This window comes from Kitasatospora sp. NPDC089913, from assembly GCF_044748625.1.
In the GTDB taxonomy this organism is placed as follows: domain Bacteria; phylum Actinomycetota; class Actinomycetes; order Streptomycetales; family Streptomycetaceae; genus Kitasatospora.
On record NZ_JBIVGI010000022.1, the window covers coordinates 138,444 to 161,253 of the forward strand.

The window sequence follows — 22,810 nt, forward strand, 5'->3', positions numbered from 1 at the left end:
GTTCGACCAGTCGGCGGGAGGAACCGGTCGGCAGCACCACGGAGCACGAAGGAGCACCCTCATGAGCACGGACACCGCAGCCCGCCCGTCCCGGTCCACGAAGGCCACCGAGGCCACCGGGGCCACCGCTTCCGGCGGCACGGACTCCCCGCTGTTCCGGCCCGCCCGCCTCGGCACCCTGCGGCTGGCCAACCGCCTGGTGATGGCGCCGATGACCCGCAACCGCGCGGGCGCCGACGGCGTACCGGATCCGATCATGGCCACGTACTACGCCCAGCGCGCCTCGGCCGGACTGATCGTCGCGGAGGCCACCACCCCGAACGCCGTGGGCGCCACCTACCCCAACATCCCGGCGATCCACGACGAGGCGCAGGTGGCCGGGTGGCGCCGCGTGACCGACGCCGTCCGGTCGGCGGGCGGACAGATGTTCCTCCAACTGCAGCACGGCGGCCGGGTCGGCCACCCCGAGACCAGCGGCCACCACCCGGTCGCCCCGTCGCCGGTGCCGATGCCCGGCACCATCGTCACCCCGTCCGGCCACCGCGAGAACGTCGTGCCGCGCGAGATGACCGAGCAGGAGATCCGGGACACCGTGGCCGACTTCGCCGCCGCGGCGCGCCGGGCGGTGACGGCCGGCTTCGCCGGTGTCGAGGTCCACGCCGCGAACGGGTACCTGCTGCACCAGTTCCTCTCCCGGGGCACCAACCACCGCACCGACGGCTACGGCGGGTCGGTCGCCAACCGGATCCGGCTCACCGTCGAGGTGGTGCGCGCGGTCGTCGAGGCGATCGGCGCCGACCGGGTGGGGGTGCGGATCGCCCCCGGCGTCACCGCCAACGCCATGACGGAGGACGACGTCGACGAGGTCTACCCGGCGCTCCTCCACGCCCTCGACGGCCTCCGCCCGGCCTACCTGCACGTCGTCTTCGCCGACCCGGACCAGCCGCTCTTCCGCACCCTGCGCAACGCCTGGTCCGGCTCGCTGATCGCGAACCCGGCCCTCCCCTGGCCCGGCCCCCTGCCGGCCGACGGCGGCCGCGCCGCCGCCGAGCGTCTGCTCGAGGCGGGTGCCGACCTGGTCTCCCTCGGCCGGGCCTTCCTGGCCAACCCCGACCTGGTCGCCCGCCTGAGGACCGGCGCGCCGCTCAACCCGATCCGGGACTCCCACCTGATGTACGTCGGCGGCGAGACCGGCTACACCGACTACCCGGCCCTCGGCCGCGGCCCGTCGGCTGCCGACCACTGACCGGCCGCCGACCACGAACCGGCCGATGCCGCCCACTGACGCCTGCCGACCGTCTGCCGTCGGCGGGGCCTCCGACCGCGGGGGGCCGGGTCACGCCCCCGTGGCCCGGCCGCGCCCCGCCCCCGGCCGACCCGTTCAGCGGCAGAGGGCCTCGTCCACCGCGGCCGCCACGCGCGGTTTGACGTCGGGCGACACCACCGTGGTCATGGCGATGCTCACGGCGCGGCCGCCCTCCGTGACACCGCCCCGGGTGATGTACCCGGGGATGCTCCCGCCGTGCCCCCAGGACGCCCCGCCGCACGACAGCGGAGTGCTCGCGAGGCCGAGCCCGTACCGGGCACCCGGGCCCAGGTACTCGGCCGGCACGGTGGTCCGCATCTGGGCCAGCTGGGCCGCCGGCATCAACTCGCCGGCCAGCAGCGCCGAGAAGAACCGGTTCAGATCCGTGTTGGTGGAGACGATCGCCCCCGCCGCCCAGGCCCAGGACGGGTCCATCTCCGTGACGTCCACCGGCGGACCACCGGGGGTCGCCACGAAGTAGCCGTGCGGGTGGCGCTCGCGGACCCCGGTCTCCCCCGGTGCCGGGAAGTACGTGTGCCTCAGCCCGATCCGGTCGATGACGCGCGTGGTGACCACCTCCCCCAGCGGCCGTCCGGTGATCCTCTGGACGATCAGCCCGGCCAGCACGTAGCCCGTGTTGCTGTACTTCCACCCCGTTCCCGGCGCGAAGTCGGCCTTGTGCGCGAGTGCCGCGTCGAGCAGTTCGCGCGGCTCGAAGTACTGGGTGGCGCTGGAGAGTTCCAGGAAGTCCGTGTAGTCCGGAAGCCCGCTGGTGTGCTGGAGGACCTGCCGGACGGTGATCCGCCGTCCGTCGATGCCCTCGCCCCGGACCAGACCGGGCAGATAGGTGTCGAGGGAGGCGTCGAGCTCCACCTTTCGCTCCGCCACCAGCTGCAGGACGACGACGGCGACGAAGCTCTTGGTGTTGCTGCCGATCCTGACCTGTCCGTCGACCGGCACCTCGGCACCCGTCCTCAGGTCCGCGACCCCGGAGGTGTAGGTGCGGGTACGGCCGTCGGCACCGCGGACGGCCGCCAGAGCCCCGGGCCCGCCGCCGTCGGCGACGAGGCCGTCGAGCCGCCGCTGGAACGGGTCGGCCTTCGCGACGGCGGCCGGAGCAGCGCCCCCGGCCCCGACCACGGCGACGGCGGGCGAAGCGAGCGAGCCGAGACCGAGGGCCCCGGCCGTCACGACCGCGGCCGCACCCACCGCAGTACGGCGCAGGGCACGGGAACGGTACGGGGAAGAGGAGTTCACAGGGCGCCTCCAACAGCGGGACGTACACGGCGGGCCGGTGTCCCGGCCCGCCCAGGACATCACATCGACACCCCGGCAGCCGTCACCGACAGGGACGAACAAACCTCCACGGCAGTCCTCCTGACGATGCATCGGAACCCTGACTCCGGGAGCCGCCGGACCCGGTCCCGCCACCTCCGCACCGGACCCCGCTCCGGCCCCGGCTCCTGCTCGGGCCGGCACGGAGGTGTTCGCCGGTGACGGGGACGGCCGCACCGCGAGCGTCGAACAGCCGCCCTCGCCCTGCCCCGGTCGGGCGGGTGGCTGACCGCCACCCGCCCGACCGGGCCGCGCCTACCGGCCGGTCCAGCGGGGCGGCCGCTTCTCCACGAAGGCGAGCGGCCCCTCCTGCGCGTCCGCGCTGTGCATCCGCCTCTCCTCCCACACGAAGCGGGTGCGGAACGCCTCCTGGAGCGGCATCGTCCGGGCCGCCGCGGCGGCCTCCTTGATCGCCCTGACGGACAGCGGCGCGCAGCGCAGCACGTCCTCGACCCAGCCGTCGACACAGCTGTCCAGGTCCTCCGCCGGTACCACCTCGTTGACCAGGCCGAGCTCGTAGGCCCGGGCGGCGGTCATGGGGCGGCCGGTCAGCAGGTGACCGAGCGCCGCCCGGTAGGGGGCCTGGGCGGTCAGCCGGAAGACCCCGCCCGCGCCGGCCATCAGGCCGAGCCTGGCCTCGGGCAGCGCGAAGGTGGCGTGTTCCGCGGCGACGACGATGTCGCAGGCCAGGGCCAGCTCGAAGCCGCCGCCGAACGCGTAGCCGTTGACGCGCGCGACCACGGGCTTGGCCAGGTCGAACCGCTCGGTCAGCCGTGGCCAGCCCGGCTTGCCGCGACTGCCGAAGGTGCTCGGTTCCGCCGTCCCGCCACGGACCCGCTCGGCGAGTTCCTTGAGGTCCTGCCCGGCCGAGAACGCCCGGTCGCCCGCACCGGTGAGCACGGCGACCCAGAGATCGTCGTCCTGCTCGAAGTCGTCCCAGACCAGCGCCAGTTCTTCGTGCGTGCGCAGATCAAGGGCGTTCAGCCGCTCGGGCCGGTTCAGCGTGATCCGGGCCACCCGGCCGTCCTTCACGTAGTCGACCCCGGTCGGACCGTCCGGCCGGGGCCCTTCGACCGCCACCGGCTCAGCCGATTCGCGCTTGCAGGCGCTTCGGACGCGGATCGGTCCGCTGTTCCGCCACAGGGTCCGTGCGATCGGCCATGTCTTTCCTCCGGAAGGGCGATCGTGGAAGGAACAGCGGTCGCCGCACGGTGTGCTCGGACGGGTGGCCGCCGGGCGGTGCGGTCCCCGGCCCGGCGAGGACGCAGCCGCGCAGCTCGTCGTGCGGGTCCGGGGAGAGCGGCCGCGTCAGGTGCCCGGCGAACGACCCGGTCATGTCCTGGCGCCGAACTTCGTGGTCTTCTCCATGACGTCCTTCGCGTAGAGCCGCAGGCCCTGCTGGAGGGCGAACTCCGCCATGTAGGCGCGGAAGACCTCCGGCGGCTCCTCGGCGAGGTTGAGCATGGCGCGGTTGGCGACCACCGCGGGTGCCGCGAGTTCCGCGACGGCCGCGCCGACGGCCGCGTCCATGTCCGCGGGGTCGACGACCTCGTCGCAGATCAGCCGCGCGTCCGGATCGGTGGCCCTGATCCGCCGGCCGGAGAGGATGACCTGCCGGGCCACCCGGTTCCCGGCGATGCGCGGCAGGCGCAGATTGCCCGCCCCGGGGATGATGCCCTCCTGCGCGGCCGGCAGACTGAAGAAGGAGTCCGAGGCGGCGATGACCCGGTCGAAGACGAGCAGCAGTTGCATGCCGCCGCCGATGGCGAAGGTGTCGACCGCCGCGATCCACGGCTTCTGCACCGTCCGGGCGGGCCGGCCGGGCTCCCCCGGCAGCAGCAGACCGCGCTGGATCTTGCTGATGCAGCCCAGTTCGCGCCGGAGCAGGAAGTCCACGTAGGAGATCCGCCCCTGACTCAGGTGGACGAGGTTGATGCCCGCGCTGAAGACCCGGCGTCCCCGGTACTTCGGGTGCGTCATCTCGCCGCCCCGCAGGACGCCGACCTTCACCCCGTCGTCGAGCAGCACCAGGTCCACGGCCACGTCCATGGCCGCGATCAGTTCGTCGTCCTCGGCGTTGAGGCTGCCGGGGTTGGTGACCGTCACGAACGCGGCCTCGCCGACCCGCTCGACCGTGAGCGACCCCAGGTCCACCGCGCCCCGGGCGGTGAACTCCGCCAGCAGGTCGAACGCCTGCGGCCTGGGGCGCAGCTGGGACTCCAGTAGGTGGGCACCGGCCCGCGGCTGCCGCAGCACCGCGGAGAAGAAGATCGCCTGGTCGATCTCCCGTCCCTCCTTCTCCTCCTGCGCGAGTGCCCGCTCGCTGCTCATCTGGGCGTCGGTGGGCACCAGTCCGGGGAACATCCCGGCCGCGGCCCGCACCAGCTCGTCCAGCCACAGGTGCACCTTCGAACCGTCGGTCAGCGCGTCGTAGACGGCCCCGGCGTGCTCGGCGAGGAAGCCGCTGCGGGCCAGCCGCGCCTCCTCCACGGCCGCGTCGAGCCGGGCCCGCTGCTCGGACGAGCGCTCGCGCGCGGGCGGCAGCCCGGCCAGGACCTCCTCGGCGTACGCGGCCCGCGCCGCAGGCTCCTGCCAGGCCGCGGCCAGGGCGCCGGGCGGTACGTCGGTCCGTCGGTTCATCGACATACCGGCCCTCCCGCCCCGGGCAGTTCCCGGGTCGGCTCCGTGGTTCCCGCCGTCGGCCCCGGCCGGAGCCGGTCGCCCTCGGCAGGCGATGTCGCCGGCACTCTCATCGTTCCTCGCATTCCTCCGCCTGGTGTCCACGGTCGCTCGGCCAATGGTGACGAGCCATCAAATCATGGACAGGAAAAGGAGGAAGTCCGAAGAATTCGCACGATGTACGACCTGCGACCGGACCTTTCGGGGCGTGCGGAATTGCCGCCCCCACCCGGTCCGCTCGTTCCTCCGGTCATTCCGCCGGTCATTCCGCCGGCGGTCGACGGCGGGACTTCGCAGGGCGCGGCCGCTGCTCGTCGGGGTGCTGGGGCAGGAAGTCGTCCGTGAACTCCGTGCCGCTGAGGGCGGCGTCGACCCGGGCGCGGATGTAGGCGCCGGTCATCGGGCAGTCCAGCGGGCGGTCGGTACGGCAGTCCAGCATGTGTTCCAGGACGGCGGCGGCCCGGGTGAGCCGGCGGATCCGTGCCAGCATCTCGTCCCGCTGCTCGGTGATCAGGGCGCGCCGGTCCTCGACGCGCTCGCTCTCCAGTACGGCGGCGGTGTCGGCGATCGGCATCAGGCCGTCGTCGTGCCACAGCTGGGCGTACGCGAGCCGCTGCAGACCGGCGTGGTCGTAGTAGCGCACCCGCCCGCGCCGGGCGGCGGGGCCGACCAGACCGCGCTCCTCGTAGTAGCGCAGCGCGGGCACGGACAGGCCGAACGCCTCGGCCACCGCGGTGATCGAGAACAGTTGCTGCTCCATCGTGCCTCCGGGGCGGCTTCGGGGCTTGCGCTCAAGCGCACTTGAGCGTGAAAGGTAAGGGCATCCTAACTCCACGTCGAAGGGCAGGACAGTCCCGTGCCGGTCTCCTCCTCCGCCGGAACACCCGCCGGACCAGCCGTCGGACCACCCGCCGGACCAGCCACCGGGCCCGCCGCCGGAACCACCACCGCAAAGCCCGCACCTCCCGCCCCCACCGGCACCGGCCGCCCCGCGCCCGCGGCGGGCGTGCTGCTCGTCGTCGGCTTCGTGCTGTTGAGCCTGAACACCCGGGTCGCGTTCGGGCAGATCGGACCACTGGCCCCGGTCGCCCACTTCGGCTCCGCCACGGTGACCGTGCTGGGCCTGCTTCCCCCTCTGTGCATGGGCCTGTTCGCACCGCTCGCCCCGCTGGTGCGGCGCCGGCTCGGCGAGGAGCGCGGCCTGCTGTGGGCCGGCGTCGTCCTGGTCGCCGGTGCGGTCCTGCGCATGCTCGGGATGCCGGGCCTGTACGCCGGAACCGTCGTCGTCAGCCTCGCCACGGCGATCGTCAACGTCCTCGTGCCGGTCTTCGTCCGGACCCGCTTCTCCCACCGGCACGTCGGCACCATGATGGGCGTCTACGCGCTGTCCATGGGCGTCGGCTCGGCGATCGTCGCGGCCCTGGTCGCGCCCGTCGCCCAAGCCTCCGGAGGCTCCTGGCAGCTCGCGGTCGGCATCGCCGTCGTACCGGCCGTGCTCGCGGTGGTGGGAATCGCCCCGCAGGTCCGCGTCCACCGGCCCGGACCCCGGCCCGCGATCCCGGCGGACCCAACGACCGCAGCACGCCCGCATGTGGCGCGCACCGGGCTGGCGTGGAGCCTGACGGCCTTCTTCGGCATCCAGACCCTCGCCTTCTACACGGCGCTCGCCTGGCTGCCCTCCGTCCTCATCGCCTCCGGCACCGGCCGGACGGCCGCCGGAACCTGCCAGGCCGTCCTCATCCTCGGCGTGGCCGTGGGCGGATTCCTCGCCCCCGTGCTGGCCGCCCCCCGCGCCGACCAGCGCCCCCACATCCTGGGCACCGTCCTGGTCTGTGCCACCGGGTTCACCGGACTGATGCTCGCGCCGACGGGGCTCCCGGCCCTGTGGGCGGCCGTCCTCGGCATCGGCCTGGGCGCCGGACAGGCCCTCCCGGGTGTGCTCTACGCCCGCCGGGGCACCGACCACGACCACGTCGCCGCCCTGTCGACCATGGCCCAGACGTGCGGCTACCTCATCGCCGCCACCGGCCCGGCCGTCGCCGCCGGCCTCCACGGCGCGACCGGCTCCTGGACCGTCCCGCTCGCGGCGGTCACCGCGACCCTGCTCCTCGGCGGCGCCCTGAGCAGCCGGGCAGGTCACGACCCCGGCTGACACCGGTGACCACCGGTGACCGCCCCGACGGGGCCGGACCGGCCTTCCGCGACCGGCCCGGAACCCGTGGCGAGGAGCCGCAGTTCCCGGACTGCGGCTCCTCGTGGTCTCACGGCTTCAGCAACCCTCGCCGACAGGCGTTGACGAGGTTGCGCGGCACCAGTTGCGCGCGCCCGTCGACGGTGATCGGGACGAGCTGCGGGGCCGCGGCCTTCCACCGCGACCGGCGGTGGCGGGTGTTGCTGCGGGACGTCCTGCGCTTGGGTACGGCCATGTCGGGCTCCTGTCGGGTGGGCGAGGTGTGGGGCGGGAGGGAGATCTCGCGGCCGGAGTCGCTTCTCCGCCGGTCAGGGGGCGGGTTCGAGCAGGTCCTCGAAGGCGTCGGGCAGGTTCTTCCAGCCGGCCTCCCCCACCGCCAGTTCGGCATCGGTGAGCAGGCAGGACTCGAGCAGTCCGGTGATCCCGTCGACGTCCAGTCCCTCGGCCGTGAAGGCGAGTTGCTGGATCCGGTCACCGTGTGCCGGATGCCAGTCGAGGGCCGCGGCGGCCCGCCGGGCGGGCGGGCAGCGCTCCCAGGCGGCGTCCGGAAGTCCGGCCAGCCACGGGCCGCAGTCCTCGACGGCGAGGTTCGCACCGGCGCAGTCCCAGCCGAGCATCAGCTCGGGCCGGCTGGCCAGCCAGAAACGGCCGCGGCTGCGCTGGGCGGCCGGGACGAGCAGTTCCAGTGCCTCGTACAGCCGACCCGGGTGCAACGGACGCCGCCGTTCCCACACCAGAGTGGTCACGCCCGCCTCGTCGGCCTGCTGCGGCAGCAGCGCGAGGGCGGGATCCACCCGGTCGCGGGCAGCGGCCACGTCGAAGCCGCCCAGAGCCGCGCGCACCAGCTCACCGGTCCCGAGCAGGACCCGCCGCGCGGTGGGGTGCAGTTGGCGCAGCATCGCGAGGCCGGTCCCGCTGCCACGGGCGACCGCGAGGGTCGTGGCGTACTCGATCTGGTGGGCCAGGGCCCCGGCGCGGGTGCGGGTGTCGTCCGGCGACGTGTGCTCGCCGTGCTCGGCCAGCTCGTCCGGGACGGAGAGCTCGCCCAGCAGCCGGTCCGGGTCCACCGCGACCACCACACCGGCGAGTTCGACGACGTCCGCCGTCGGGCGACCGTTCACCTCGCCGTTCGCGATCACCTCGACCGCCGGCTGCGGGTCGCTGCCGCCCCACAACTCCACCACCGCCAGCCCGTGCCGGCCACTCTCGGCCAGGCGCAGCAGCTCCGGCAGCAGGTCCTCGCGCAGGGCGCAGCAGGAGCAGCCGTTGCTCAGTGGCACGTCAGCCACCGCGACGGTCCCGTCGGCGTCGCGGAGTTCGCGGTGGACCGTTCGGCGCGAGGCGTCGCGCAGGTCGTGGTGGAGGACCACGCCGTCGACGGCGTGTTCCATCAACTCCCTGACGGCGCGCCGCCGTTCGGCGCGATGCAGGCCGGCCACCACCACGACGGGGAGCCTGAGGTGTTCGGGCGTCGCGCTCACCGGCCGGACCTCCGTACGCCGGGCAGCCGTCCGGCGTGGGCCATGGTGCGCAGATTGATCCGGGAGGGACCGATCGCACCCCGGCGGTCGCGCGGCCGACGGGCGCGTTCGGCCCTCACGGCGGCGCGCCCGGCGGGACCGGCGGGACCGGCGCCGGGCCGGGCGACGACCGTACGCCGCCGCCCGCTCCTGACGATCTTGCCCAGCTCGGCCATCAGACCTTCTCCCCCCTGGCCCGGATCCGGGCGACGGCGGCCTCGACGCCGATCACGTCGACGGTCTTGATCCCCTTGGCACTGAGCGCGAGCCGGACGTACCGGCCCTCACTGGGCAGCCAGTAGCGCCTGCGCTGGATGTTGGGGTCGAAACGGCGCGCGGTGCGGCGGTTCGAGTGCGAGATCGTGTTGCCGAACCCCGGCTTCCGGCCGGTCAGTTGGCAGTGTGCGGACATGGGCTGCTCCATTGGGCGGGTGCGAGGACAGAACGGCGGCCCCATCGGGCACGTCGACCCCGGGTGCTCGCTCACACTAGCCTAGATGAAAATGGATTTCATTTGCTACAGTCGCTCCCACCCGACCGAGGAGGAGGGCCCCGTGGCCCGCAACGAACTGCGCCCGATCATCAAGCTCCGCTCCACCGCCGGTACCGGCTGCATGTACGTGACCCGCAAGAACCGCCGCAACGACCCCGACCGGCTGGTCCTGCGCAAGTACGACCCCGTCGCCCGCCGGCATGTCGACTTCCGAGAGGAACGCTGACCCCCGAACCGTCCCGCGGACCTTCCCGCAAGGGCGGTCCACCCGGGTTCACCCGTTCGTCCCCCGTGCTTTCCCCCTGCTCCTCGGGGCCTTCCCGCGCCGGGCGCGGAAATCCTCCGCCGCAGGTGGGAAGCGTCGGGGGACTTTGACATTTCTCTTATCGTCCTACAGTGTTCTCGGCATGTCCGACCGCCACCCCACCGAGCGCGCCGCCATCGAGCTGGCGCTGATCGGCGTGGCCGCGCACTGCGTTTCCGACAATCTCTGTCGCTGAATCCGCCTGTCCCGACGCGTTGCGATGATCGCCGCCTCGGGGCGTCGCCCCTTCCTGCGGGCGCGGTGCCGCTCTCTCCCGTCAAAGCCTCACTGTCGCCCGCCTTCCTCCGTTCACCACCGGTAGCGAAAGGCCCCCTTTCCGATGTCTCGAACCACCCTTCCCCTCCGCCACCTCGCCGCGGCGACCGTCACCGTCGCACTCGTCGTCGGACTGGCGGCGTGCGGCCCGAAGGCCGACGGCGACGGTGGCACCGGCAAGGACGCCGCTCCCCAGCGGGGCGGCACCCTCACCGTCCTCAACCAGAACCCGCAGGAGCAGTTCGACCCCGCGCGGCTCTACACCTCCGGCGGCGGCAACGTCCCGTCCCTGGTCTTCCGCACCCTCACCACCCGCAACCGGGCCGACGGTCCGGCCGGCGCCAAGGTCGTCCCCGACCTCGCCACCGACACCGGCACCCCCTCCGAAGGTGCCACCGTGTGGACGTACCGCCTCAAGGACGGCCTGAAGTTCGAGGACGGTTCGCCGATCACCACCGCCGATATCAAGTACGGCATCGAAAGGTCATTCGCCCCCGAACTCTCCGGTGGAGCACCGTTCCTGAGGGACTGGCTGATCGGTGCGGCCGACTACCAGGGCCCGTACAAGGACGGCCGCACCCTGGACGCCATCGAGACACCGGACGAGAGGACGATCGTCTTCCGCCTCAACAAGCCCGAGGGCGACTTCCCCTACCTGGCGACCCAGACGCAGTTCGCGCCCGTCCCCAAGGCCAAGGACACCGGGGCGAAGTACCAGGAGCACCCCGTCTCCTCCGGCCCCTACCGGGTGGTCAAGAACGAGAACGACGGCGCGCACCTCGTCCTCGAGCGCAACCCCAACTGGTCCTCGGCGACCGACGACCAGCGCAAGGCGTACCCGGAGACCGTCGACGTGCAGTCCGGTCTCGACGCCGCGGTGATCAACCAGCGGCTGACCGCCGGCACCGGGGCCGACGCGGCCGCCGTCACCACCGACACCAACCTCGGCCCCTCCGAACTCGCCCAGGTGAAGGACGACAAGGCCCTCGCCGCGCGGGTCGGCACCGGCCACTTCGGCTTCATCAACTACCTGGCGTTCAACCCCAAGGTGAAGCCCTTCGACAACCCCAAGGTGCGCCAGGCCGTGGCCTACGCGATCAACCGCACCTCGGTCGTCAACGCGGCCGGCGGCTCCTCGCTCGCCGAGGCCGCCACCACCTACCTGCCGACCCAGGAGACCTTCGGCCACACGCCGTACGACCCGTTCCCGGCCGGTGCCACCGGCAACCCGGAGAAGGCCAAGGAGGCGCTGAGGGAAGCCGGTTACCCGGACGGCCTGACCATCACGCTCACCCACTCCAGCGTCACGGGCAAGGGCAACGGCCCGGACCTCGCCACCGCCGTCCAGGACGGTCTGAAGGCGGCCGGGATCACCGTCCAGCTGGAGTCCCTGGACTCCACCCGGTACTCCAAGACCGTCCACACCGTCAGCACCGAACCCGGCCTCTTCCTCGCCACCTGGGGCGCCGACTGGCCGTCCGGCGGCCCGTTCCTCGCACCGATCTTCGACGGCCGGCAGATCGTCACCGACGGCTACAACTTCAACTCCGCGCAGCTGGACGACCCTTCGGTGAACGACGAGATCGACCGGATCAACGCGATCACCGACCACGCCGAGGCCGCCAAGCGGTGGGGCGCCCTGGACAAGCGGATCGGCGAGCAGGCCCTCACCGTCCCGCTGTACCACCCCGTCTACAAGCGGCTCGCCGGCAAGGACGTCCGCAACATCGTGATCAGCGACTGGACCGGCGTGCTGGACATCTCCCAGGTCGCGGTCAAGTAGCGGACGGCTCGGACGGATCGGTCTGACAACCATGACTCCACAGAAGCCCGGCGCCGGGGAGGTCCTCACGGCCTCCCCGGCCCCCGGGGGACGGCAGGTGTGGCGGCGGCTGCTCGCGCGGCGCGCCGCCGTCGCCGCCGGCCTCGTCATCCTCCTGCTCGCCCTGGTCGCGGTGGCGGCGCCGCTGCTCAGCGCACTCGAGGGCCAGGACCCCACCGGCTACCACAACGACCTGCTCGACTCGGCGGCCGGCGGGGTGCCCACCGGTTCCTTCGGCGGAGTCGGCGCCGAGCACTGGCTGGGCGTCGAGCCCGGTACGGGGCGGGACGTCTTCGCCCGGCTCGTCCACGGTGCCCGGATCTCGCTGCTCGTCGCCGTCGGCGCCACCTTCGTCCAGGTCACGCTCGGCGTCCTGCTCGGCCTCGCCGCCGGTCTCGGCAGCCGGGTGCTCGACCAACTGATCGGCAACACCACCGAGGTGATGCTCGCGCTGCCCTCGCTCGTCTTCGCCATCTCGCTGATGGCGGTGGTGCCCTCCGGCTTCCCGCGACCGCTCCTGCTGACCCTCGTCATCGGGCTGCTCGGCTGGGCCGGCACCTCCCGGCTGGTCCGGGCGCAGACGCTCAGCCTCCGGCAGCTCGACTACGTGGCCGCGGCCCGACTGGCCGGCGCGAGCCGCTGGCGGATCGCCCGCCGGGAGCTGCTGCCCTCGCTCGCCGCGCCGGTCATCACCTACGCGGCGGTGCTGCTGCCGTCCAACGTGATCGCCGAGGCCGGGCTGTCGTTCCTCGGTGTGGGCGTCAAGCCGCCGACCTCGTCCTGGGGGCAGATGCTCTCCGGCGCGACCACCTGGTTCCGCGCCGACCCGATGTACGTGCTGCTGCCGTCCGCGCTGCTGTTCGTCACGGTGCTCTCCTTCACCGTGCTCGGCGACGCCGTCCGGACCGAGCTCGACCCCCGCGCGGCCTCCCGGCTGCGGGTCGGCACGGCACGCGGCAGCGCCGGTCCGACGACGGACGGGCCCGCACCGGAGCCCGGCCCGTCGTCGGCCGACCGCCCGGGGCCGTCGGACGCGTCCCGCCCGGGTCCGCCGAACGCGGCCCGCCCCGGCCCGCCGTCCGCCCCCGAGGAGGCCACCGCATGACCCGCTTCCTGCTCCGCAAGGCCATCGGCATGCTCGGTGTCCTGCTGGCCCTCTCCCTGCTCGTCTACGCGGTCTTCTACATCGCCCCCGGCGACCCCGCCCAGCTCGCCTGCGGCGAGAAGTGCAGCCCCGCCCAGGTCGCCCAGGTGCGCGAACGGCTGGGCCTCGACGCACCGCTCCACCTCCAGTACGCCCATTTCCTCCAGGGCATCGTCGCCGGGCGGGACTTCAGCGCCGGCACCGGCCTGCTGCACTGCCCCGCTCCCTGCCTGGGCGTCTCCTACCGGAGCGGTGAGCAGGTCACCGACATGATCACTGCCCGGCTCCCGGTGACGGCCTCGCTCGCACTCGGCGCGATGGTGCTCTGGCTGGTCCTCGGCGTCGGCACCGGCCTGGTCTCGGCCCTGCGCCGCGGCCGGCTCAGCGAGCGCCTGCTGACCGGGCTGACGCTGGCCGGCAGCTCCGTGCCGGTCTTCGTCATCGGCCTGGTGCTGCTCATCGTCCTCTGCGCCCAGCTCCAGTGGCTGCCGTTCCCGAGCTACGTCCCGCTCACCGAGGATCCCCAGCAGTGGTTCTGGGGCCTGCTGCTGCCCTGGGTCTCGCTCGCACTCATCGAGTGCGCCAAGTACGCCCGGCTCACCCGCTCCTCCATGCTGGAGGCGCTCGCCGACGACCACATCCGGACCTTCCGGGCGTACGGCGTCAGTGAGCGGCGCCTGGTGACCCGGCACGCGCTGCGCGGCGCGCTCGCTCCGGTGATCGCGCTCACCGCCATCGACCTGGGGACCATGTTCGGGTCCGCCGTGCTGACCGAGTCGCTCTTCGGTCTCGCGGGGCTCGGCAAACTGCTGGTCACCTCGGTCGGCCTGATCGACCTGCCGACCGTCGTCGGCCTGACCCTCGTCACCGGGTTCTGCGTGGTCCTCGCCAACGTCGTCGCGGACGTGCTCTACGCGGTGACCGACCGAAGGGTGGTCCTGACATGAGCCCCGAACCCCTGGTGGACGTCCGGGACCTGGTCGTCGACTTCCCGGTCGGCGACGGCCACGTACGGGCCGTCGACGGCGTCGGCTTCACGCTGGAGGCCGGGCAGGCCCTCGGCATCGTCGGCGAGTCCGGCTCCGGAAAGAGCACCGTCGCCTACGGCCTGCTCGGCCTCCACCGCGGCACCGGCGCCCGGATCGGCGGTTCCGTCCGTGTCGCCGGCGTCGATGCCGTCACCGCCGGGAGTACCGAACTCCGGTGCCTGCGCGGCGGACTGGCCGCCATGGTGTTCCAGGACCCGCTCTCCGCGCTCGACCCGTACTACGCGGTGGGCGACCAGATCGCCGAGGTCGTGCAGGTCCACCGGGACGTCTCCCGCCGGGCCGCGCGGACGCGGGCCGTCGAGGTGCTCGACCGGGTCGGCATCCCCGACGCGGCGCGGCGCTCGCGCTCACGGCCGCACGAGTTCAGCGGCGGCATGCGCCAGCGGGTGCTGATCGCGATGGCCCTGGCCTGCGAGCCGCGACTGCTGGTCGCCGACGAGCCGACCACCGCGCTGGACGTCACCGTGCAGGCCCAGGTGCTGGACCTGCTGCACGAGTTGCGGGCCGAGACCGGGGCCGGACTGGTCCTGGTGACCCACGACCTGGGCGTGGTCGCCGGGAGCGTCGACCGGGTGCTGGTGATGAAGGACGGCCGGGCGGTCGAGCACGGCGCGGTCGCCGAGGTGCTGGGCACCCCGCGCGAGCCGTACACCCGGACGCTGCTGTCGGCGGTGCCGCGGGTCGACGCGGCGCGTGCGCCGCGCACCCCGCAACCACTGGTCGAACCGACCGGGCCGACCGGGCCGACCGGGCTCTCCAAGCCGATCGGGCCGACCGGGACCGGCGACCTGCTGCTCGAAGCCACCGACCTGCGCAAGGAGTTCGCCGGCCGCGGCAGCCTCGGCCGGCGCGCCGCCCCCGTCACCGCCGTGGACGGCGTCTCACTCACCGTGCGGGCCGGCGAGACGCTGGGCGTCGTCGGCGAGTCCGGCTCGGGCAAGACCACACTCGGACGGATGCTGGTCCGCCTGCTGGAACCGACCGGCGGCCGGCTCCACTACCGCGGCCGGGACATCGGGGCGCTCGGGGAGAAGGAACTCCGCCCGATCCGGCAGGAGTTGCAGATGGTCTTCCAGGACCCGGTCTCCTCGCTCAACCCGCGCCGCAGCATCGGGGAGTCCGTCGCCGACCCGCTGCGCATCGCCGGCGGAACCGACGAGCGCCGGATCCGCACCCGGGTCGGCGAGCTCCTCGAACGCGTGGGCCTGGACCCCGACTGGTACCACCGCTACCCGCACGAGTTCTCCGGCGGACAGCGGCAACGGGTCGGCATCGCCCGGGCCCTGGCTCCGGAGCCCCGGCTGATCGTCTGCGACGAACCGGTCTCCGCCCTGGACGTCACCACCCAGGCCCAAGTGGTCGAGTTGCTCGGCACGTTGCAGCGCGACCTCGGCCTCGCACTGATCTTCGTCGCCCACGACCTCGCCGTGGTCCGACAGGTGAGCGACCGGGTCGCCGTGATGCAGTCCGGACGGATCGTGGAGCAGGGCGACGCCGACACGGTCTACGACTCCCCCCAGCACCCTTACACCAAGGGCCTGCTGGCCGCCGTACCGGTCCTGGACCCGGTCGAGGCGGCCGCCCGCCGCCACCTCCGACTGGCCACCGCCGGAGCCTGACCGGCACCCGTAACGGCCGGGTGCGGGCCTCGGCCCGCACCCGGTGCCGCTCAGCACGGACCGGACCGTCCGGACCTGGTCGGACCACGGGGTTCATCCGCGGTCATCGCACTTCGCCGCCATTGACGGAAACGGACGTAACGCCCGCCCGTCCTCCGTCGATTGACTTGACGGTTCACCGTCATTTGCGAGCCCCTCCTCGCTCCGGACGGTGGCGCTCAGCGTCCGCACCATCGTCTCCCCGCCCCCGGAGACCGCCCCCACGAAAGGACGACCATGCTCCACTCGAAGTGGTTCGCCGCAGCCGGGACCGCCGCGGCCGTCACCCTGCTCCTGGCCCCCACCGCGCAGGCCGTACCCACCCTCGCGCCGACAGCCGCTGCCGCCGTGACCACACTGCGCTACGACGCCACCCGGGCCCCCGGCTGGGAGGCCGCCGTCACGGCCGGGGTCGCCTCCTGGAACTCCAACGCCCGCAACGTCAAGCTGGTCCCGGCCCAGCCCGGCACCCGGGCCGAGATCCAGATCGTCGCCACCAGCGGCTGGCCGCAGGCCACCTTGGGCCCGGTCCGCCCGGGCGGCCAGGCCAGGGTGGAACTCGGCAGTCAGGCCGTCACCGAGGGCCACGACAAGACCCGCATCGCGGCCCACGAGATCGGCCACACCCTCGGGCTCCCGGACACCAAGCCCGGCCCCTGCTCCCAGCTGATGTCGGGCTCCAGCGCCGGCACCAGCTGCAGGAACGCCGTGCCCGACGCCACCGAACGGGCCCGGGTCGACTCCGCCTACGCCGGCCGCACCGCCACCCTCACGCCGACGGACGGCCGGCTCCTCGTCGACGCCTCCTGACCCCGAGGGCGGCCCGGGGGGCCGGGAACCGGCGCATCCCGCCGCACGACCGCCCGACCCGCCGTACCCCCGTCCCGCTGCTCCTCCGTCCCGCTGTCCGTCCGGCTGCCCGGCTGCCCGGCTGCCCGGCCGAAGGCACGGGACACCTCGCCTCACCAGCCACGACAGCGGCCGGCGCCGACCGAACCCGGCGCCGGCCGCCTCGCGCAACGGCATTCCCGGATCGGCCGGACTCCCCGCAAGCCGAAGCAGGGCCGACACCCCCGGCCACTCGTGGGGCTACCGGCCCTCGTCGCCCTGTTCGAGGCCGGGCAGTGTCTCGCCGAACCGCTCCCGCGCCTCCTCCGGCCCGCAGCCGAAGGCGCGGCCGATGTACTCCCAGGTCATCAGGTTGCCGCGGGCCCTGCGACCGGCAAGCAGCGCGGTGGATCCCGCGGCCCGCTCGAACCGGGCGGCGGCGCGGGCGGCGGCGTACGGCCTGCTCTCCGTCAGGTCGCAGATCCGGTCCACCAACGTCGCGACCAGCTGCTCGACCTCGTGCGGCACCACCCCCTCGGCCAGGTCGACGTGCCACTCCCAGTCGGCGAACGGCCCGGTCTCCTCGCCCACCGCCTCGGTCGCCGCGTCGTCCCCGAAGTCCAACCGGTGCAACCGCTCACCCCGCCAGCCGCAGCCGCAAGCACCACGTACCGCGGTGGCCCGAGGACCGTCCGCACCGTTGTAGAGCCACCAGGTGGTGCGCCCGTCCGGCAACGGCGCCGGCTCGCCACCGTCCGCCAGGACCGCCGCCGGGAAACCCTGGTGGCGCCCGCTCTCGTCAACCCATGGCATGCCGTGCCCCTCACGTCCCTGGAGTACAGCACCCAGCGTTTCCCTCCAGTGACGGACTGTCAAGGCTTCGCGACAACCGGTGCGGTACGCGGCCCGGGGCGACGGCGCGACGCGGCGCGACGCGGCCGCCGGTTCGGGCGGGGTGGGCCCGTGCCGACCGGTCAGTACCGGGGCGGGGGTCGGCGGGCGGCCGAGCCTGCGCCACCGTCGTCGTCATGGAGCCGTCCCTCTCGCGGTGCGCTTCGACGGCGCCCGACCCGGTCCCGGGTCCCCGGTCGGTCACGGTGGTGAGGTCGGCACGGACTGTTCCGGGGTGACGATGGCCGAGGTTCGTCGAACTCCGGCCAGGTCACGGTCCGGACGGAACACTCCCGCTCCCACGGAATGCGGGTCAGGTGGTCCGGCGGTTTGTCAGTCCTCGATGACGGGCCGGTCGTGGCGCTGCCCGTTCGGCTCCCCGGTCACCCACCGGATCCCGGACGGCCAATCGCCGGTCCTGGCCGTTCGGGACTCCCCGACGGCGGCCACCAGGCGGTCGAACGGGACGGCACTGGAAGGGTCGTGGCGCAACACTTCCTTCTTCCACTCATCGGGTGAGGGCCGGCCAGATCTTCCGTCCGGCCCCCGGCGGACAGCCACCGGCGTCAGGCCACCGAAGAGCACGAGGGGAACACGCTATCGGACGCCGGGCCTTGCAGGATCCGGCGCCGGACCGACCTGTCGGCCCCGCGCGCTCGGGGCGGCGGCCGGGTCGTCGTGGGCGTGGGCCTCGCCGGCGGGCTCGCCGGTCCGGCGGGCCGCGGCGACCGCCGACCGGGCCGCCTCCGTCCAGTCCGCCAGGTCCGGGCCGGCCCGGAAGTGGCGCCAGAACGCCACGGGCAGCCGCCAGGCGCGGCCGTCGAAGCCGTGCTCGGCGGCGTGCCGGACGGTCTCCGAGAGATGCGCGTACTCCCTCTCGCACCACTGCCGCGCCTGGGCGGGCGTGGTGAAGCCCGGTGGCTCGTACCAGGGGCCGGGGGCACTGAGCGGGAGGCGTGGGCGCCGCGGGGCGAGCAGTCGGGCCGCCGCCTCCGTGCGGTGCAGGTACCACGAACAGAGGCGTGCCCGGGCGGCCGCGCGGTGGGCGGGACCGGTTTCGGCGCCGGCGCGTTCGGCGGCGTAGCAGCGCACCAGGTCGGGCAGGCGGTAGTGGTCCGGTCCGGCGGGGTTGAGCAGATGGGCGGCGACGAGCTCTTCGAGCACCGGTCTGGTCGCGGCGGGGGCCGAACCGGAGAGCGCGGCGGCCGCGGCCGCGCTGATGGTGGCGCCGGGGGCCAGGCCGAGCAGTCGGAAGAGCCGTTGGGCGGTGGGTCGCAGGGCGCGGTAGGAGAGGTCGAAGGCGAGCCGGACGGCGGAGGTGGTGTCGCCGTCGATCTGGAGCGCGGTGAGGCGGTCCTCCGCGTCGCGCAGTTCGGCGGCGTGCTCCACCAGGGTGCGGTGGGGCCGTTCCGCGAGGCGGCCCGCGGCGATGCCGAGGGCGAGCGGCAGGTGACCGCAGGCAGCGGCGAGTTCGGCGGCGGCGTGGGGTTCGGCGCGGGTGCGGTCGGCGCCCGTGATCCGGGCGAGCAGTTCGACGGCCTCGGGCGGGGGCAGGACGTCGAGCACCAGCCGCCGGGCGCCGTCGCGGGCGGTGAGCCCGGCCAGCCCGTCCCGACCGGTCACCAGGGTCAGCGAGCCCACCGAGCCGGGCAGCAGCGGGCGGACCTGCTCGGCGTTGCGGGCGTTGTCGAGCAGCACCAGTACCCGGCGGTCGGCGAGCAGCGACCGGTACAGGGCGGCGCTCTCGTCGATGGTGCCGGGTATCCGGTCGCGGTCGGTGCCGAGGGCCCGCAGGAAGCGGGCCAGCGCCTCGTACGGGGCCAGCGGCGGGCCGAGCGCATATCCGCGCAGGTCGATGTGGAGCTGGCCGTCGGGGAAGCGCTCGCGGACACGGTGGGCCCAGTGCACGGCGAGCGCGGTCTTGCCCGTCCCGGCGCCGCCGGTCAGCACACCGATGCCGACGGCGGTGGCCGGGCGGGCCGGGCCTGCCGGGCCTGCCGGACCTGCCGGACCTGCCGGGCCGGAGGATCCGGTCGGCCCGGCAGGCCCGACGAGGCTGTCCAGGGCACCGAGTTCGGCCCTCCGGCCGACGAAGGTGGCCAGCGCGGGGGGCAGTTGGGCGGGCCTGGGTACGGGGTGCGACTGCCGCGGCGGCTGCCGGGTGCGGGGCGGGTGGGCAGCCGGGGCGGGTCCGTCCTTCAGCAACTCCTGGTGCAGGAGCCGGAGTTCCGGTCCTGGGTCGAGTCCGAGTTCATCGGCCAGCTGTCGCGCGAAGCGGCGGTAGGCGGCGAGTCCGTCGGCCTGTCGTCCCGCCCGGTGCAGGGCCCGCACGAGCTGCGTCACGAAGCGGTCCCGGAGCGGGTGTTCGGCGACCAGCGCGGTCAGCTCCGGGACGGTCTGCCGGTGCCGGCCGAGCTCGGCCTCCAGGTCCAGGCAGTTCTCCCAGGCGGTGAGCCGCAGTTCGTTCAGCGCCACCGAACCGGCGGCCGGCAGACCGCCGGACAGCCCGTCCAGCACCGGGCCGCGCCACAGGCCCAGCGCCGCCCGGAACTCCGCCACGGCCGCCGCGGGTTCGTCGCACTCGGCCAGTCGTCGCGCCACCGACACCCGGTGGGCGAAGGTCAGGGCGTCCACCCGGTGGCCGTTCGGTGCGATCCGGTAGCCCGGGCCGTCGGTCAGCAGCACCGGCGGCCCGTCCTGGGCGGCGGCGAGCTTGCGCCGCAGCAGCCCGGCGAGGTTCCGGACCTGGCGGCGGGCCGTGGCGGGCGGTTCGTCGCCCCAGACCGCGTCGACCAGGCGGGTCACCGGAACCACGGCCCCGGCGTTGAGCAGCAGGGTGCCGAGCATCCGCTCCTGCTTGGCCCCTTCCGTCCTGGCCCGCCTGCCGTCGTCGGTCCAGACTTCCAGCGGCCCGAGAATCCTGAACTCCACGTTCCCCTCCAGTGACTGGCCGGGTCGGACCGACCGGCCGGCTTCGAAGCTCGTGACCGTTCCATGACGGGGCCGTGCCGGCTCTGTGCGTCCGGTTGGAAGTCTTCTCCCACCGGCCCCGCACCGGGGCCCACTCCCCCACTTCCAAGGAGCAGTCGGATGAAGCGCATCAAGCAGGCCGCCGCCCTGGCCGTCGCGGTCGGCCTGGCCCTCGTGCCCCTCTCGGCGAGCACCGCGCAGGCCGCCGCCGGGCCGGCCACCCACAAGGGCATGACCTGGCAGGTGCTCGCGAGCGGCCCCGAGGGGACCGTCCAGGTCGGCGGTCCGGCGCACTCGACGCCGAGCGACCCGTACAACGGCGACACCCTTCCGTCCGTGTCACTGCCGGTCCTCTGCATCAACGTGGACGGCAGCCCGGCACCGGACGGCATCAGCATCGGCTTCTACAACGGCTGGGCCGGCGGCACCGTCGCGCTCAGCCAGCCGGTGAAGGGCTCGCGCCTGAACAGCCAGGCCGCCGCGAACAGCGTCTGCCAGGCATCCTTCGGCATCGGCTGGCGCCAGGCCGAGTTCCACGACGGCCGCTACGGCCCGAACCTGGAGTACGTCGGCGGCTGGAGCTTCTGGGCGTACGGCAACATCGCCCCCAACGCCCGGTTCTGGACCGCCATCAACGACCAGCAGGCCAACCCCTGGAACTGATGTCGACCGGTGGCCGCCGGTCGACGCCGGACGGCCGGGCGCTCCGGCGTCCGGGGCTGCTCGGCAGGACGCGAGGCAGGACGCGAGGCGGGGCGGGAGTCCCGCCGGTCGGCGGTGACTCCGGGGTGAGGTCCGCTTGGCACGGGACAGGGACTCCTCTGCCGGGAAGGTGTCATGACCGCGGTGCGGCCCCCGTCGCGGGGGCCGCACCGGGAGAGACCTTCCCATCCGGCGGCGACCGGGGGCATCCCAGGTTTGCGGGGGGCTCGACGTCCTCCCCCGTGTGATAGGGAGACGGCCTCGCGGCCGGGTCCGCAGCGGAGTCCCAGGTCGGTGACCTGGGACTCCGCCTGCCGCCCCGGGGCCGCGCCGCACCCCTGGGCGGGAGGTCGGGGGCGGGACGCGTCCCCTGGGGCGGGAGGTCGGGGGCGCGGCGCGCACGATCGGGCGGGGCCGGCCGGGCCGAGGCGTCAGACCGGGGGGCGACCGAGTCCGGCGGTGTACGGGGCAGCGAGGAGCGCGACGAGTTCGCGGCGGCTCCGTACGCCGGTCTTGGTGAAGGCCGACTTCAGGTGGTCCTGGACGGTGGCCGGGCTCAGGAAGAGCCGGCGGGCTATGTCCCTGGTGCTCAGGCCCCGTACCGCCTGGAGGACCACCTCCTGCTCCCGGGGGGAGAAGCGGTGTGCCAGCAGGGACAGCGGAATGACGTCGACCGGGCTCGCGGGCTGCGCGACCAGGGCGACGCTGCCCCGCGGGCCCTGGTCGAGCAGGGAGGCGTGGACGGCGACCCACTGGCCGTTGGGGCGGCGCAGCCGGGTCCAGGCGTGGGCGGCGGAGGCCGCGTGGGTGCGGGCCCGCTCGGAGAGGTAGACCAGCGCGGTCGGCACTCCGGCGGGACGGTACTGCCCCTCGGCGAGCTCCTCGAACAGCTGTCGCGCCCCGGCGTCCGCGGAGGTGAGCTGCCCGGTGGGACCGATGACGGCGACCGCGAGCCAGTACGGTCCGTCCTGCGGATCCGCTCGGCCGTCCTGCCCGTCAGGGGTGCCCGCGGCGGGCAGCGCGTAGTCGCGCAGGGCGACGGCCACGGCCCGGGCGGCCCGTTCGGCCAGTCGCTGCTCGCTCGCCCCGAAGGGCGCCGATCCGGCCGCGCGCATCAGCGCGGCGGCTCCCCACCGCCCGCCGCCGACGTCGAAGTTCATCCGCAGCTCGTCGCCCAGTCCGTACTCGGAGAGCAACTCCCGGTAGCGCACGCTGCGTTCGGGGCGGCCACCGGTGGCGCGGTGGACGGTCTCGACGACCCGGCCGGCGGCCCGGATGTCGACGAACCGGGTCGTGTCGTCGGACCACATCTCCAGCCTTATGGCGTGCTCGAAGGCGGTCGGCTGCAGGCCCTCGGCAACCGTGGAGGTCAGGAAGCCGGTGACCGGATCGGCCCCGTGCAGGCAGCCCGCTTCGGAGCCGAGAGCGGGCCCGAGGACGGTGAGGAGCTGCCGGAAGAACTGCTCCAGCGGGAGCTTCGCTGCCGCCAGATCGTCGATCTCTCCCATCATGCGGCGTTCCCTGGCGCGGAAGGAGGTCATCTCCTCACCAGGGCAAGGAGGCCGGCGCGGACCCCGCAGCGATCCCGGGACGTCGCCGGTCGCCACCAACCGGGACGGTCCGTCCTGCCGGCGGCCGGCGA

Annotated in this window: 21 protein-coding genes; 10 read left to right on the forward strand and 11 right to left on the reverse strand. The window is 74.0% G+C overall.

What is annotated here, in order from left to right; all coding sequences use genetic code 11:
• Nucleotides 1–61 precede the first annotated feature (61 nt).
• Nucleotides 62–1,246, forward strand: coding sequence for an alkene reductase (locus ACIPYS_RS28625; protein WP_400751268.1), 1,185 nt, complete (start codon nt 62–64; stop codon nt 1,244–1,246).
• Between the two features lie 135 nt (nt 1,247–1,381).
• On the opposite strand, the gene ACIPYS_RS28630 is transcribed toward ACIPYS_RS28625, so the two are convergent.
• From ACIPYS_RS28630 to ACIPYS_RS28645, 4 genes are all read right to left on the reverse strand, one after another.
• Complete coding sequence (locus ACIPYS_RS28630; RefSeq protein WP_400751271.1) at nt 1,382–2,563, reverse strand: serine hydrolase domain-containing protein; 1,182 nt, start codon at nt 2,561–2,563, stop codon at nt 1,382–1,384.
• Between the two features lie 333 nt (nt 2,564–2,896).
• Nucleotides 2,897–3,721 carry an enoyl-CoA-hydratase DpgD gene (gene dpgD / locus ACIPYS_RS28635; protein ID WP_093858701.1) on the reverse strand — a complete coding sequence of 275 codons (825 nt, stop codon included), beginning with the start codon at nt 3,719–3,721 and terminating at the stop codon, nt 2,897–2,899.
• A 252-nt stretch (nt 3,722–3,973) separates the two neighbouring features.
• On the reverse strand, nt 3,974–5,287 hold the full coding sequence (dpgC, locus tag ACIPYS_RS28640) for a (3,5-dihydroxyphenyl)acetyl-CoA 1,2-dioxygenase DpgC (protein WP_400751274.1): 1,314 nt from the start codon (nt 5,285–5,287) through the stop codon (nt 3,974–3,976).
• A 295-nt stretch (nt 5,288–5,582) separates the two neighbouring features.
• The gene (locus ACIPYS_RS28645; RefSeq protein ID WP_093858703.1) at nt 5,583–6,080 is read right to left on the reverse strand and encodes a MerR family transcriptional regulator; all 498 of its coding nucleotides are present in this window, start codon (nt 6,078–6,080) and stop codon (nt 5,583–5,585) included.
• Nucleotides 6,081–6,176: 96 nt separating this feature from the next.
• On the opposite strand from ACIPYS_RS28645, the gene ACIPYS_RS28650 reads away from it, so the two are divergent.
• Nucleotides 6,177–7,472, forward strand: a complete 1,296-nt coding sequence (locus ACIPYS_RS28650) for an MFS transporter (protein WP_400751279.1) — start codon at nt 6,177–6,179, stop codon at nt 7,470–7,472.
• 109 nt (nt 7,473–7,581) lie between these two features.
• Here ACIPYS_RS28650 and rpmF read toward each other — a convergent pair whose 3' ends face one another.
• The 4 genes from rpmF to rpmB all read right to left on the reverse strand — a co-directional run bounded on the left by rpmF (nt 7,582) and on the right by rpmB (nt 9,443).
• Nucleotides 7,582–7,746: a 50S ribosomal protein L32 gene (gene rpmF / locus ACIPYS_RS28655; protein WP_400751282.1), complete on the reverse strand. Its 165-nt coding sequence runs from the start codon at nt 7,744–7,746 to the stop codon at nt 7,582–7,584.
• Nucleotides 7,747–7,819: 73 nt separating this feature from the next.
• Entirely contained in the window at nt 7,820–8,992 is a 1,173-nt protein-coding gene (locus ACIPYS_RS28660) for a CobW family GTP-binding protein (RefSeq protein WP_400751285.1), read from the reverse strand.
• The gene (locus ACIPYS_RS28665) at nt 8,989–9,207 is read right to left on the reverse strand and encodes a hypothetical protein (RefSeq protein ID WP_400751288.1); all 219 of its coding nucleotides are present in this window, start codon (nt 9,205–9,207) and stop codon (nt 8,989–8,991) included. Before ACIPYS_RS28665 ends, ACIPYS_RS28660 begins: the two co-directional genes overlap by 4 nt.
• Nucleotides 9,207–9,443, reverse strand: a complete 237-nt coding sequence (gene rpmB / locus ACIPYS_RS28670) for a 50S ribosomal protein L28 (RefSeq protein ID WP_400751291.1) — start codon at nt 9,441–9,443, stop codon at nt 9,207–9,209. The genes ACIPYS_RS28665 and rpmB overlap by 1 nt, the downstream gene beginning before the upstream one ends.
• A gap of 142 nt (nt 9,444–9,585) precedes the next feature.
• Here rpmB and rpmG point away from each other — a divergent pair, with 142 nt between their 5' ends.
• The 7 genes from rpmG (at nt 9,586) to ACIPYS_RS28705 (ending at nt 16,587) form a co-directional block, all read left to right on the forward strand.
• Nucleotides 9,586–9,750, forward strand: coding sequence for a 50S ribosomal protein L33 (rpmG, locus tag ACIPYS_RS28675; protein ID WP_400751293.1), 165 nt, complete (start codon nt 9,586–9,588; stop codon nt 9,748–9,750).
• Between the two features lie 181 nt (nt 9,751–9,931).
• A complete protein-coding gene (locus tag ACIPYS_RS28680) occupies nt 9,932–10,024 on the forward strand; it encodes an Ms4533A family Cys-rich leader peptide (protein WP_353653537.1) in 93 nt (30 codons plus the stop codon).
• 144 nt (nt 10,025–10,168) lie between these two features.
• Nucleotides 10,169–11,887 (forward strand): ABC transporter substrate-binding protein, encoded by a 1,719-nt coding sequence (locus ACIPYS_RS28685; protein WP_400751296.1) that lies wholly within the window; start codon nt 10,169–10,171, stop codon nt 11,885–11,887.
• A gap of 31 nt (nt 11,888–11,918) precedes the next feature.
• Nucleotides 11,919–13,031 carry an ABC transporter permease subunit gene (locus tag ACIPYS_RS28690; RefSeq protein ID WP_400751300.1) on the forward strand — a complete coding sequence of 371 codons (1,113 nt, stop codon included), beginning with the start codon at nt 11,919–11,921 and terminating at the stop codon, nt 13,029–13,031.
• A complete protein-coding gene (locus ACIPYS_RS28695) occupies nt 13,028–14,017 on the forward strand; it encodes an ABC transporter permease (protein ID WP_400751303.1) in 990 nt (329 codons plus the stop codon). Before ACIPYS_RS28690 ends, ACIPYS_RS28695 begins: the two co-directional genes overlap by 4 nt.
• Nucleotides 14,014–15,738 (forward strand): ABC transporter ATP-binding protein, encoded by a 1,725-nt coding sequence (locus ACIPYS_RS28700; RefSeq protein WP_400751306.1) that lies wholly within the window; start codon nt 14,014–14,016, stop codon nt 15,736–15,738. Before ACIPYS_RS28695 ends, ACIPYS_RS28700 begins: the two co-directional genes overlap by 4 nt.
• A gap of 276 nt (nt 15,739–16,014) precedes the next feature.
• Nucleotides 16,015–16,587: a snapalysin family zinc-dependent metalloprotease gene (locus ACIPYS_RS28705; RefSeq protein WP_093858712.1), complete on the forward strand. Its 573-nt coding sequence runs from the start codon at nt 16,015–16,017 to the stop codon at nt 16,585–16,587.
• A gap of 279 nt (nt 16,588–16,866) precedes the next feature.
• Here ACIPYS_RS28705 and ACIPYS_RS28710 read toward each other — a convergent pair whose 3' ends face one another.
• Nucleotides 16,867–17,418 carry a hypothetical protein gene (locus ACIPYS_RS28710; protein ID WP_400751310.1) on the reverse strand — a complete coding sequence of 184 codons (552 nt, stop codon included), beginning with the start codon at nt 17,416–17,418 and terminating at the stop codon, nt 16,867–16,869.
• 675 nt (nt 17,419–18,093) lie between these two features.
• Complete coding sequence (locus ACIPYS_RS28715; RefSeq protein ID WP_400751313.1) at nt 18,094–20,427, reverse strand: BTAD domain-containing putative transcriptional regulator; 2,334 nt, start codon at nt 20,425–20,427, stop codon at nt 18,094–18,096.
• A 159-nt stretch (nt 20,428–20,586) separates the two neighbouring features.
• Between ACIPYS_RS28715 and ACIPYS_RS28720 the strand changes: the two genes are divergently transcribed.
• Nucleotides 20,587–21,129, forward strand: coding sequence for a flagellar hook-length control protein (locus tag ACIPYS_RS28720; protein ID WP_159424761.1), 543 nt, complete (start codon nt 20,587–20,589; stop codon nt 21,127–21,129).
• A gap of 470 nt (nt 21,130–21,599) precedes the next feature.
• On the opposite strand, the gene ACIPYS_RS28725 is transcribed toward ACIPYS_RS28720, so the two are convergent.
• Nucleotides 21,600–22,709 (reverse strand): helix-turn-helix transcriptional regulator, encoded by a 1,110-nt coding sequence (locus tag ACIPYS_RS28725; protein WP_231978266.1) that lies wholly within the window; start codon nt 22,707–22,709, stop codon nt 21,600–21,602.
• Nucleotides 22,710–22,810 lie beyond the last annotated feature (101 nt).

Bases quoted from the DNA above. Each gene is read 5' to 3' on its own strand.
- ACIPYS_RS28625 (WP_400751268.1), top strand. From the start codon at position 62: ATGAGCACGGACACCGCAGCCCGCCCGTCCCGGTCCACGAAGGCCACC.
- dpgC (WP_400751274.1), bottom strand. From the start codon at position 5,287: ATGTCGATGAACCGACGGACCGACGTACCGCCCGGCGCCCTGGCCGCG.
- ACIPYS_RS28645 (WP_093858703.1), bottom strand. From the start codon at position 6,080: ATGGAGCAGCAACTGTTCTCGATCACCGCGGTGGCCGAGGCGTTCGGC.
- rpmF (WP_400751282.1), bottom strand. From the start codon at position 7,746: ATGGCCGTACCCAAGCGCAGGACGTCCCGCAGCAACACCCGCCACCGC.
- ACIPYS_RS28665 (WP_400751288.1), bottom strand. From the start codon at position 9,207: ATGGCCGAGCTGGGCAAGATCGTCAGGAGCGGGCGGCGGCGTACGGTC.
- rpmB (WP_400751291.1), bottom strand. From the start codon at position 9,443: ATGTCCGCACACTGCCAACTGACCGGCCGGAAGCCGGGGTTCGGCAAC.
- ACIPYS_RS28680 (WP_353653537.1), top strand. From the start codon at position 9,932: ATGTCCGACCGCCACCCCACCGAGCGCGCCGCCATCGAGCTGGCGCTG.
- ACIPYS_RS28685 (WP_400751296.1), top strand. From the start codon at position 10,169: ATGTCTCGAACCACCCTTCCCCTCCGCCACCTCGCCGCGGCGACCGTC.
- ACIPYS_RS28690 (WP_400751300.1), top strand. From the start codon at position 11,919: ATGACTCCACAGAAGCCCGGCGCCGGGGAGGTCCTCACGGCCTCCCCG.
- ACIPYS_RS28695 (WP_400751303.1), top strand. From the start codon at position 13,028: ATGACCCGCTTCCTGCTCCGCAAGGCCATCGGCATGCTCGGTGTCCTG.
- ACIPYS_RS28700 (WP_400751306.1), top strand. From the start codon at position 14,014: ATGAGCCCCGAACCCCTGGTGGACGTCCGGGACCTGGTCGTCGACTTC.
- ACIPYS_RS28705 (WP_093858712.1), top strand. From the start codon at position 16,015: ATGCTCCACTCGAAGTGGTTCGCCGCAGCCGGGACCGCCGCGGCCGTC.
- ACIPYS_RS28710 (WP_400751310.1), bottom strand. From the start codon at position 17,418: ATGCCATGGGTTGACGAGAGCGGGCGCCACCAGGGTTTCCCGGCGGCG.
- ACIPYS_RS28720 (WP_159424761.1), top strand. From the start codon at position 20,587: ATGAAGCGCATCAAGCAGGCCGCCGCCCTGGCCGTCGCGGTCGGCCTG.
- ACIPYS_RS28725 (WP_231978266.1), bottom strand. From the start codon at position 22,709: ATGACCTCCTTCCGCGCCAGGGAACGCCGCATGATGGGAGAGATCGAC.